A 10,911-nucleotide genomic window follows, 5' to 3' on the forward strand; every position below is an offset into this window, starting at 1 on the left:
GGAAAATTTGACGAACCCCCCCGATTTCAATCGGATAGCAGCGGATTCTCGACGGCCCCAATGAACAACCAGACCCCAGTCTGCCGGTCTTCGATCACAAATAAAAACGGCCGGTTGACCGTCATTTGAAAGGGCAGGCCGGGCGAAGGAGCAGCGCCTGCATCCATTTCAACAAGCGTAGAGGCTGACGCTTCCGTCCCTTTTTCGTTCACATCAATATAGGTTTTATGAATGATATTACTGATGTAGATGGGATCAGAAGAATCAGCCAGCTTGGAGAAATCGCCCTTATCCGGATCAAAGGCAAGCTTCACGCCCAGCGCCTGTACAGCCGCTTTCAAATCCGTCCCGAAATTGACCTTGAACCGCGGCAAGCCGATAGTCCCTTGATTCATCACAAAATCCTCTTCGGCTGAAAAACCGCCTGCCTCAAACCGGGCTTCCAGCATTTCCAATGAAGAATGCACACTTGGCAGAATAACAAGCATATCCATCTGCTTGTCACCATAAGGAATGCGTATGGCTTGCCAATCTTCATGTTCCGAGTACGAGAAGTATCCCTTTTGACGCATCATTGGCACTTGTACCGTTTCATTTGTAGAGAGTTGAAAGTCTGCCTGCCGGGTATCCTCCTCCGGAAAAGCTTCCTTCCATCCACCCTTGAAATACAGCGCGTTAACAAGCACCGCTACCGCTTGTGGCCCAGGAGGTTTGTCCAGCATCTGCGTTATTTTGTGCTCTGTGTGCTTGGATACCCATCCATTAATCTCGCTGACCGACCGCTGTGCCGCCAAATCTACTTTGCGGATCTCTGCATCATAATAAGCCTCGCTGGTTGCCAAGTATTCCTTACGCAGCGGAATGCCGGTGGTACCCCAGACGGAATTGGCCAGCTTCAGCTCAACCCCTGGCCCGGCATTCTGCATTAACCGCATGAGCTCCTGATGGCTTGCATTCAGCTGTTTCCGTTCACCAGGTGCATAGCCCAGCAGCCTTCCCAGCTCTTCCGCCGTTTCACCGGCGCTGCCATTGTAGGCTAGAGCCAGGGCGGTGGCGATACTGTACGGCGATATCGTCAGATTGCCATCGCTCTTGTCCCTTAATTGGCTGAACAGCTTAAGGCCCAGCAGGTTGCTCTGCTGCGCCAGCCGGAAATCCAGCTTGGCCGCAGAGGCTTGCCTTTCGGCATAGCTCATCGGATCCTCTCTTTGGCTGCACCCTGCCAGCAGAAGAAACGCCAGCAGGAGCACGGGTATACTTTTGCCCATATCTAATACATCTTCCCCTTTCATCATCTTCTTCAGCAAACGTATACACACGAGTGCCATTTACTGTTTCAGACGCTATCAGATGGAAAATGTTTCAAATCCCCTTTTGCAAATTACACGCTGGGAATCACAGGCAGTAGGATATGGCTCGGATACTGGCTGTCATGGTAAAGGGTCTGCTGCACAATCACCGCTTCGGTATCCGCGTAAGGGTTGTTTCCGGTATTGGTGTTGGGAAAAGCTACGAATTTGCTGGAAGAGGTGACCGTGAAGCGAATCCGGTGTCCAGGAACGAAGGTATAGGCTATATTTTGCATGAAAATATCGTACTTCTCCACCTGTCCCGGCACCAGCAGCTGCGGATTCTCTAATCCATGCCGGTATTTGGCTCTCACAATATAGTTGGACAACCGCACGGAATCGCCCTCTTTATTCACATCGCTGAGCGTTACTACCCAGTCGGTGTCAAGGCCCGTACTCGCAGCGTAAATGACCGCCGACAGCTCTCCGGCAATGGTCAGCTTCTTCAGCAATGGCTCGCTCGTATACACCACAATATCGCTGCGCAGCTCATGTCTCCGCATATTCTCAGGCTCCCTCTCCCCGCTGTCATCTACAGGTTCGGCCGGATTATAGATGTAGGTATCTGCCGGCGAAACCTCTTTTGGCTGAGGTCCTAGCCTGCCGTCACCCAGAGAGGAATTTGCCCGGCCATCACCGCCAAGATAGAAGGGAGTGATCACCGCCTCAACCGGTGTCCAATCCTCCGAGGTCCGCCAGCGGTTCTCGCCCACTACATAATAAGCCGCGCGCGGCTCCAGATCGATACCATTGGGAATATCCTTCAGGAACCGGTCAAACCAGCGGAGTACGGAGACATCATAGTCATATACTACCGCGTCATTTCCAAAAGCAACGCCCCCAAGATCTCTCGCCCGGTTCGGTCCATGTTCCCAAGCACCCAGGCGGATTTTACGGTTCGGCACATCATACTCAGTCAGCATCCTCCAGGTCTCAGAGACACCTGGGCTGTCGCCGTCATACCACCCGGAGATCACATACATTGGAACCCGGACCTGATCTCCACGCTCCGTGAAGGTACAATTCTTCCAGAACCCGTCATACTCCGGATGCTGGCTCCACAGCTCCCACGGCCCGGAGGATCTGCCAATCATCTGCTGCGGTATATCTTTGATGGGCCTTGCATCGACAGCCGCTTCCGGGTTGACCGTAATGCCGCCAAAGATATCGAAATCCGTCCGTGTTCCCACCGACTGCCCAAGAGTCCATGACAGCAGCGGCCAGGAACAGAGCGTCCCGCCTTTACGGGCGGTGTCCACGAACGGCGAACCCACGTTCACTTCATCCACAACCGCCTTCAGATTCGGATGTCCGCTGGTGGCGGCAGCAACAGCAACATAGCCAAGATAGGACGCTCCCCACATGCCTACTTTGCCGTCCGACCATTCCTGCGCAATAATCCAGTCTATCGTGTCATAACCGTCATCCCGCTCATTATAAAAGGGAATCAGCTCACCCTCCGAATCCGCCCGTCCGCGCACATCCTGTGACACCACGGCATAGCCCTTGTTTGCCCAGCGCATAAAAATCTCTTTTTTGCCATTGCGGTCATAGCAGGTTCTGACCAGAATCGCCGGAAGCTTGAATCCAGGCTGAATGCCCTCGGGCAAAAACACATCCGTAGCCAGCCTCACGCCGTCCCGCATCGGAATCAGATACGTGCCGAGATCGTTCACCCCATACTCCGGCTGGGACAACAGTGGCTCATCGTACACGGTGAGGGGAGTGAGCTTTTCATAGCCCTCTTTTACAATCAATTCAATGCCATACCGGTTGGGCGCCAAAAAAGCGATGATTTCTCCGTCCAGCGTCACAATATCCAGTGCCGTATCCGTACGCAGCGCCCACACCTGCGAGGTCCGCTGTACACCCTGGATTTCAGCGTGATACTGGATATGTCTCTGGTAGACATCTCCCGTAGCCAGTACCACCTCTTCTCCCACCCACTCTGTTTGACTGTACACATCGAGCTTCTCGCGGATTTTAGCCAATGGAAGCACATATTTCGCTCCCGGATCCAGTTTGTTTTCCTGCATTTGCGTACGTCTGCGGGTGTCCACCTTGGCGTGCATCACTTCCTGGTCTGTAAAATAAATCCTCCCGCTGTACACACCCGAGCAATAGAAGTTAAACAAACTATTATGTAAATTAGTAGTCCCTGTCACTTCATCAGCCCCCTATCCGCAAATTTGTTCAAATACACGAAGCCAGTTACCGCCCATGATCTTTGCAATATCTTCATCCGTGTAGCCGCGTGCTACCAGGCCTCTGGTGAAATTGATGAAATAGCTGTATTTTTCAAGGCCCTTCACCAATTCCGTGGATGGCCCATCCCCCTTGGCAAAACCCAACTTCGGTGCGACCTGCTCCTTGAAGTATACCAGCGACCAGTCCAGATCACTCATGGGCCAGTCCGTACCGATGCCTACATGGTCAATGCCGACAAGCCGGATCACGTATTCAATATGGTCCAGGATATGCTCTATGGTGGTATGGTTAGGGTCCTCATGTACAAACCACGGCATCGCAAAAATACCAATAACTCCGCCTGTAGCAGCTATTGCTTGGATCTCCTCGTCGCTCTTGCAGCGCATATGGGGATAAATCGCCTCTACACCGGTATGTGAGGCAATCACAGGCGCCTGTGAGAACCTGCAGGCCTCCAGCGTGGTCTGTTTGCCGCAGTGCCCGGTATCCACGATGATCCCCAGCTGATTCAAGCGTTCCACAAAACGCACACCAAAATTAGACAGTCCGCCATTCGCCTGTTCTGCGCAGCCCGAACCAATCAGGTTTTGATTGTTATAGGTCAGCTGCAGAATTCTCAGACCAAAGCTGTGCAGGGCATCCAGCAGCTCCAGGTTTTTACCCAGTCCATCGGTTTCCTGCGCAGTGATAATTCCAGCTTTCCGGCCAGCACGCTTGGCTTCGCGGATATCTTCAGCCGTCAAGGCTTTGACGAGCCAGGGCGCGGAATCGAACTGCAACTGCACTTCGGTCATGCTGGTAATGATACTCACCCCGTCATTTAGATGGAGCTCACGGTTGCCGGCCGTAATTCCCGACTTATACCACTCCTCCTTGTACTGGGGGATCTCGCCGCTTGCGGACAGCTTCGTTACCCACTTGGCGGGCATAGCGCTGAAGAACATGGGATCGTCCTTATAAGGCTCACACAGCTCATGAATCTTCCGGGAGACGTCCGCCGGGATCACGCTGGGCGACAGTGGCCCCTGAAACAGCAGATCAATATTAATGTTCTCATCATGAAGGCGGCGTGCCCGCTGCTCTTGCTCCTCGCCCAATTTGAAATCATACAAACCCTCAGGTTTGTCCATGGATACCCTCCTCCTAAAATGCAATTTCAACGCCTTTATCTAAAAGAACCGCCTGCTCATAAACGTAATGGGCAGCGGCCAGATCTTCAATGGCAAGCCCCAGGCTTTTGAACAGTGTAATTTCCGTTTCACTATTTCTGCCCTTAACGCTGCCGCACAGTAATCCGCCGATCTCACCAACAATATGCCCGGAGGAGATAGCCCCCTCCGCCAACGGAATCAGATAGTCTCCCGCCTCATGGATAGCAGACTCCAGCCGGTCCACATAGAGCCTTGACCCGGCAACCAGCGCCGTATCCAGTTCGCGGTCCATAGGCCTGCAAGCGCCTACCGCGTTAATATGTACTCCCGGCTTGACCCATTCTCCTAAGAGGACCGGCTGCGTGGACGCCGTAACGGTGCAGATTATATCTGCATCCCAGACTGCATCTCGGACGGATCCAACCGCGCTGATCTGCACCCCCCACTTCCCGCTCATCGCTTCCGCAAAGCGCTTCGCCTTGCCCTGCGTTCTCCCCCATACCTTGACCCGCTTGATGCCGCGGACCTGCAGCATTGCCTCCAAGTGGCTCTCGGCCTGCTCACCAGTGCCTATTATCGTCAGAGCTTCTGCATCTTCCCGTACCAGCAGCTGTGTCGCCACCGCACTGACCGCAGCCGTACGGATCGCTGTAATCGCCTGCCCGTTGACTATCGCGCGGAGATTCCCCGTTGACGCGTCGAATACGGCGACGGCACCCTGATGGGAAGGCAGCCCCGAGCTATGGTTATGCGGGAATACGCTAATCAATTTCGCTCCCGCCACGGCCTCCCTCCGCAAATAACCCGGCATCAGACCCAGAAGATTCCCCTCCTGCAGCGGCAAGACCTGCCGCAGGCTCTGCACCGCCTCCCCGCGGGCGAGATCCGTCAGCACATCTCCCATTACCCGGATCGCTGCCTTCATCGTCAATATCTCCGCTGCTTCGCTTCCGCTAATAATACGCATTCCTAATCCCTCCCGCCAACCTGTTTACCAAGTAATAGCAGACTTCGCTATTGTACAATCGTTCTAATGACTATAAAAATACAATCATACTTATCTTTCTAGGCCATCATTTGCTATACTCTATATTAGCGAAAAAAGTTAAAAACTAAAACAAAGGGGTAATCCTTGATGATCATTCAGCCAAAAACGCGCGGCTTCATTTGTACAACTGCCCATCCGGAAGGGTGCGCCAAACAAATACAGGAACAAATTGATTATGTAAAAGCACAGAAGAAGCTAACCGGACCCGTGAATGTGCTCGTTATCGGCGCCTCCACCGGATACGGTTTAGCTTCGCGGATTGCTGCCGCTTTTGGAGCTGGAGCCAATACGATCGGTGTATTCTTTGACAAGGCTGCTGAAGGGGTTCGCACCGCTTCTGCAGGGTGGTACAATTCCGCTGCTTTTGAGCAGGCCGCAGCAGGGCAAGGTCTCAAATCCCACAGCATCGTTGGGGATGCCTTCTCCGATGCTATCAAGTCCGCAACAATTGATCTAATCAAGGCGGAATATGGCAAGGTGGATCTTGTAGTGTATAGTGTCGCTTCCCCGCGCCGTACCCATCCCGTAACAGGCGAAACCTTCTCCTCAGTAATTAAGCCGGTAGGGACTGCCTATACGAACAAGACAATGAACTTCCATACCGGAGAGGTCTCCACGGTGACTATTGAGCCTGCGACAGAAGAAGAAGTCCGCCAGACAATCGCCGTTATGGGCGGGGAAGACTGGGGTATGTGGATCGATCAGCTGCAGGCAGCCGGTGTACTGGCAGATGGGGCAACTACAGTAGCCTACTCCTACATCGGGCCAAAAATCACCCATCCGATCTACCGGGACGGAACCATTGGACAGGCCAAAAATCATCTGGAGCAAACAGCTATCGCGCTGAATGAGAAGCTCGCTTTAACGGGTGGACGCGCTTTTGTATCGGTTAACAAAGCACTTGTCACGCAGTCCAGCTCGGCTATTCCAGTAGTTCCACTGTACATTTCTGCACTGTATAGAGTGATGAAGGATAAGGAACTGCATGAAAACTGTATCCAGCAAATGTACCGTTTATTCGCAGAGCATCTGTACAATGGCGGTAAAGCCGCTGCCGACGGCAGTCACCTGATCCGGATTGATGATTGGGAAATGCGCGAGGATGTGCAAATCGAAGTTATGAGACGTTGGAACGAGCTCGAAACCGACAATGTTCCTGTACTGGCAGACCTTGAAGGCTATCGCGAAGACTTTTTCCACCTGTTTGGCTTCCAGACCGAGGGTGTGGATTACGAAGCCGATACCGATCCTTCGGTAGAGATTCCCAACCAGGTTTAATGCTTTTTAATATTCCGCCTTGCACATGATAAATAAGCCGCTCCCTGAAGTTCGAGGGGGCGGCTTATTTGCGTTTGCTATTTTTCACAACGATCTTGGGGGCCATTCTTCAGAAAGATGTTTTCGGCACACATCCAGCAGGGCATTATAACTGTCCATGAAATCAAGCTGCCTTAGAATCTCCAGATAGCTTTTTAATTTCGTGGTGTCCTGGCTTCGCTTTAGGCAGACCAGTGTAATCTCATATAATACAGATGTCACGATCTTATCGTACAGCAGATTTGTTTTGTCAGCCAACGGTAATGCCCTCTTGAGAAAGAATAGGCTTTTCTCATAATTCTGCTCTGCCAGACAGATATTCGAGATATTTTGGAGCAAATGCTGCTGAATGGTTCTACTCTCGGCAAAGGAATGATATTTATCAAATTCATGCACAGCCCTTTGTCCAAAAAAAATGGCATCGTCACTGCTTAACGTGAACAGGAAGTTGTTGAGCAGTTTGAATTCATACAAATACCAGGTATCCACCTCAAGCAAATACGGCTTGATAGTATTGGCTACTTCACTTATCTGCTTGATTTGATCTTCATGCCCATATTGGATCAGAACTCCCTGCCCAAGTAAATACAAATGGTAAAAGGCATCTGTTCCTGTACTCCGATACATAGCAAGGCATTCATGGCTGATCTCCCTAAGCTTTTCAAAATCATACCGGTTCCCGGCTTCAACCAACGTAAGATGCAGCGTCCGTTTGATCGGCTGAGCGAGATCCTGATGCAGAAACAGCAGCTCCTCAAGAGACATCTCCAGTTTATCCAGAAGTAGAATTAGCTTGTCATAACCCGGATAGTACTTTCCTCCCTCAAAGCGCGACAGGTTGGAGCGGCTCATAATTCCCTGGGCAAGCTCGGTTTGATTCATCCCTTTCGACCTGCGGATCTGTTGAATCGTTGTACCAAGATACATCCTTTTCCTCCACTCAAGTTGTGAGTATACAGCACAATTCTCCAGTCTTTTTTTCATTGTATGCTACATTCGACGCAATGAAAACACATAACGGCAGAGAAGGAAGAGAATAAGAATGAACGTACCTCGGAACCTGAACAGAAAAGTTTGGAATATCCTCATAGGAACCTTTTTTACGAGAACAGCACTTTTTATGAGCACTCCTTTTCTGGCGATCTTTTTGACGAATCAAAAGAACCTTTCGCTCCTGGATACAGGTTATATCCTCGGCATAAATCCGCTCATTAATGTTTGTTTCGGCGGTTTTGGCGGATTCCTGGTAGATAAGCTTTCTTTGAAAAGAATTATGGGTTATGTCCCCACCGCCTGGGGAGCCGTATTTATATTCTATTATTTTGCCGACAGCTCATGGCACTTTCTCCTGCTTAGCGGCCTTAACGGATTATGTTACTCGATCTTTGAGCCAGCAAGCAAAAAAGTACTCTCTACCCAGACTCCCCCGGAGAATCGGCTGTTGGTATTCAATCTGAGGTATGCAGCGATTAATCTCGGTGCTTTTGTCGGTCCACTACTAAGCCTGCTATTTAACATGAAAATGACATTGTTTCCTTATGTACTCCTCGGCATTCTGTACATTCTATACGGGATATCCACACGATTCTTCTTCCGCGATCTACCGGGTATAGAAGCGTCTGCACCGCAAAAAGCGAAGTACAGCCCCCATGCCTTCAAACTACTCCTACAAGACCATGTATTCCTTCTGCTGCTAGCCGGTATGAGTTTCTCCTTCTTCGGCTATTCCCAGCTGAACGCGACAGTGTCACAGTACCTGGCCAACACCAGTTCCTTAACTAACGGCATTCAGCTATACTCTACCTTGTTATCAGCCAATGCTCTTATTATTCTCATCGTCCAGTTTGCAATGCTTCGCTGGTTATCCAACTGGAACCCTTTTAACGTTGTACTGCTCAGCAATTTACTGATCAGCATAAGTTTTTTGTCCTTCCTGTTTCCCGCCACTTCTTATACAGTTCCTCTGATCTTCATTCTACTTTTCAGTCTGGGAGAATTATTAATAGGTGCACGCTTCGACACACTGATAGATGAGCTTGCTTCAGAATCAGCCAAAGGCTTATACTTCGGCTGCTCTGAGTTTGTCAAAATCGGCACCATCGGAGGTCCTATCCTGGGAACGCTCCTGCTGAATCAATTCGGCTTCCAATCCGGTTTCCCAGTATTCGGACTGATATGCATCATATGTATTACCGGCTCCGGGCTCATTAGCCTATCCAAATTCAAGCATCAGCGGAACATATTCGAGAAATGAGATAATTCCCAGAAAATAAAAATAGCCTTGTACACCGCTAAAAGCGATTTACAAGGCTACTGAAGTATACCGGCGAGAGGACTCGAACCTCCACGGTTTCCCACTCGATTTTGAGTCGAGCGCGTCTGCCATTCCGCCACGCCGGCGAATTATTGTTTATAAGTATTAATGGCGCGCCCTGAGAGATTCGAACTCCCGGCCTTTTGATTCGTAGTCAAACGCTCTATCCAGCTGAGCTAAGGGCGCAAAATTATGGAGCGGACGACGGGAATCGAACCCGCGACCCTCGCCTTGGCAAGGCGATGCTCTACCGCTGAGCCACGTCCGCACACGGTATGTATAACATTCATTTCTTAAGAGGATAACTCAACGAATCCTTAATGGATTAGCCTCTGATTCTCATCCCTGAAGCAGTGTAATGATGGCGGAACCGACGGGATTCGAACCCGCGATCTCCTGCGTGACAGGCAGGCATGTTAGGCCAACTACACCACGGTTCCAAATTGGTTGCGGGGGCAGGATTTGAACCTGCGGCCTTCGGGTTATGAGCCCGACGAGCTACCGGGCTGCTCCACCCCGCGTCAGTAAAAAACATATTCTCTTGAAAAGCACTATGGTGGAGGCTGAGGGGTTCGAACCCCCGACCCTCTGCTTGTAAGGCAGATGCTCTCCCAGCTGAGCTAAGCCTCCATTGAAAGAAGCAACTTAATGATCTTAACACATTCTCATGCTAAATGCAAACGTTATTAATCCCATTATAGCCTCAAAATTAAAACAATGACTCGTATGGGATTCGAACCCATGTTACCTCCGTGAAAGGGAGGTGTCTTAACCCCTTGACCAACGAGCCTAAATATTAATATTCTTTTCGACAACAAAAAATATTATATCAAGTTTAACAGGATATAGCAATATAAATATTTCATTTTGATTTCAGCTGTTCCTTGGCAATAGTGTGATATCCAACTGCGATGCAATACACTCTACCACATCTTCTATTGACAGCAGCTCTGTGTCCAAATGATAGTGGAACACCTCATGTTTCAAGCCCTCAACACATCTATCAATTTGTTGGGCAGCCCATGAATTCACCTCCTCTCCACGGCTGTGCAATCTTGTTAACAGCGTTTCACGGGAGGCCCGTAAGGTGAACTGACTAATCAGTATTCCCTCCTCTCTTAGTCTGCCAATGATCTCCATGAAATAAATTGGATCAGTAACTGTCATGGGTACGATAACCGTCCCGCTGTATTCAGAGTCTATGTATTTCAACATTTGATAATTAAAGTCTCTCCAGAGAGTATAATCCTGGAAATCCATTTTTGACATGACATGCGGGATGTTTTCTCTAAGGTAATATCCAGTATTCTCAGGGTCAAAAACAAAGGACTGAGGTAGCCTGCGATGCAGTTCATAAGCAACTGATGTCTTCCCAGAACCAAACGCGCCATTCACCCAAATAATTATAAGAGCCACCACCAAGATATCATATTTCTTAATATGTACAAAAAAAGCCATTGTCGATTGCTCAACAATGGCTTCATGTGCTTGGCGGCGTCCTACTCTCCCAGGACCCTTCGGTCC

The 10,911-nt window shown here is 50.1% G+C and carries 8 protein-coding genes and 7 tRNA genes; 2 read left to right on the forward strand and 13 right to left on the reverse strand.

Annotated elements, in window-relative coordinates; all coding sequences use genetic code 11:
* Window positions 1-26: 26 nt before the first annotated feature.
* From ACTJKB_RS28090 to ACTJKB_RS28105, 4 genes are all read right to left on the reverse strand, one after another.
* Window positions 27-1,268, reverse strand: a complete 1,242-nt coding sequence (locus ACTJKB_RS28090; protein ID WP_440837604.1) for a serpin family protein — start codon at window positions 1,266-1,268, stop codon at window positions 27-29.
* Window positions 1,269-1,381: 113 nt separating this feature from the next.
* Window positions 1,382-3,514 carry a CocE/NonD family hydrolase gene (locus ACTJKB_RS28095; RefSeq protein ID WP_440837605.1) on the reverse strand — a complete coding sequence of 711 codons (2,133 nt, stop codon included), beginning with the start codon at window positions 3,512-3,514 and terminating at the stop codon, window positions 1,382-1,384.
* A gap of 12 nt (window positions 3,515-3,526) precedes the next feature.
* Window positions 3,527-4,687, reverse strand: a complete 1,161-nt coding sequence (locus tag ACTJKB_RS28100; RefSeq protein ID WP_440837606.1) for a dipeptidase — start codon at window positions 4,685-4,687, stop codon at window positions 3,527-3,529.
* A gap of 13 nt (window positions 4,688-4,700) precedes the next feature.
* Window positions 4,701-5,675: an ornithine cyclodeaminase family protein gene (locus tag ACTJKB_RS28105; protein WP_440837607.1), complete on the reverse strand. Its 975-nt coding sequence runs from the start codon at window positions 5,673-5,675 to the stop codon at window positions 4,701-4,703.
* A 168-nt stretch (window positions 5,676-5,843) separates the two neighbouring features.
* Between ACTJKB_RS28105 and fabV the strand changes: the two genes are divergently transcribed.
* The gene (gene fabV, locus ACTJKB_RS28110) at window positions 5,844-7,034 is read left to right on the forward strand and encodes an enoyl-ACP reductase FabV (RefSeq protein WP_440837608.1); all 1,191 of its coding nucleotides are present in this window, start codon (window positions 5,844-5,846) and stop codon (window positions 7,032-7,034) included.
* 84 nt (window positions 7,035-7,118) lie between these two features.
* Here fabV and ACTJKB_RS28115 read toward each other — a convergent pair whose 3' ends face one another.
* Window positions 7,119-8,000: a helix-turn-helix domain-containing protein gene (locus ACTJKB_RS28115; RefSeq protein WP_440837609.1), complete on the reverse strand. Its 882-nt coding sequence runs from the start codon at window positions 7,998-8,000 to the stop codon at window positions 7,119-7,121.
* A gap of 115 nt (window positions 8,001-8,115) precedes the next feature.
* On the opposite strand from ACTJKB_RS28115, the gene ACTJKB_RS28120 reads away from it, so the two are divergent.
* Window positions 8,116-9,327 (forward strand): MDR family MFS transporter, encoded by a 1,212-nt coding sequence (locus tag ACTJKB_RS28120; protein WP_440837610.1) that lies wholly within the window; start codon window positions 8,116-8,118, stop codon window positions 9,325-9,327.
* A gap of 67 nt (window positions 9,328-9,394) precedes the next feature.
* Here the strand turns inward: ACTJKB_RS28120 and ACTJKB_RS28125 are convergent.
* The 8 genes from ACTJKB_RS28125 to ACTJKB_RS28160 form a co-directional block, all read right to left on the reverse strand.
* Window positions 9,395-9,473: transfer RNA gene (locus tag ACTJKB_RS28125), tRNA-Leu, on the reverse strand.
* A gap of 23 nt (window positions 9,474-9,496) precedes the next feature.
* Window positions 9,497-9,573 (reverse strand) — tRNA-Arg (locus ACTJKB_RS28130).
* Between the two features lie 7 nt (window positions 9,574-9,580).
* Window positions 9,581-9,655 (reverse strand) — tRNA-Gly (locus tag ACTJKB_RS28135).
* Between the two features lie 94 nt (window positions 9,656-9,749).
* A tRNA-Asp gene (locus ACTJKB_RS28140) sits at window positions 9,750-9,827 on the reverse strand.
* A gap of 4 nt (window positions 9,828-9,831) precedes the next feature.
* Window positions 9,832-9,908, reverse strand: a tRNA-Met gene (locus ACTJKB_RS28145).
* Window positions 9,909-9,941: 33 nt separating this feature from the next.
* Window positions 9,942-10,017: transfer RNA gene (locus ACTJKB_RS28150), tRNA-Val, on the reverse strand.
* An 88-nt stretch (window positions 10,018-10,105) separates the two neighbouring features.
* Window positions 10,106-10,177: transfer RNA gene (locus tag ACTJKB_RS28155), tRNA-Glu, on the reverse strand.
* An 83-nt stretch (window positions 10,178-10,260) separates the two neighbouring features.
* Window positions 10,261-10,911, reverse strand: a 651-nt coding sequence (locus ACTJKB_RS28160; protein ID WP_440837611.1) for an AAA family ATPase, incomplete at its 5' end; no start/stop codon positions are given.

This window comes from Paenibacillus sp. 22594 (assembly GCF_052044425.1).
GTDB lineage: Bacteria > Bacillota > Bacilli > Paenibacillales > Paenibacillaceae > Paenibacillus_AQ.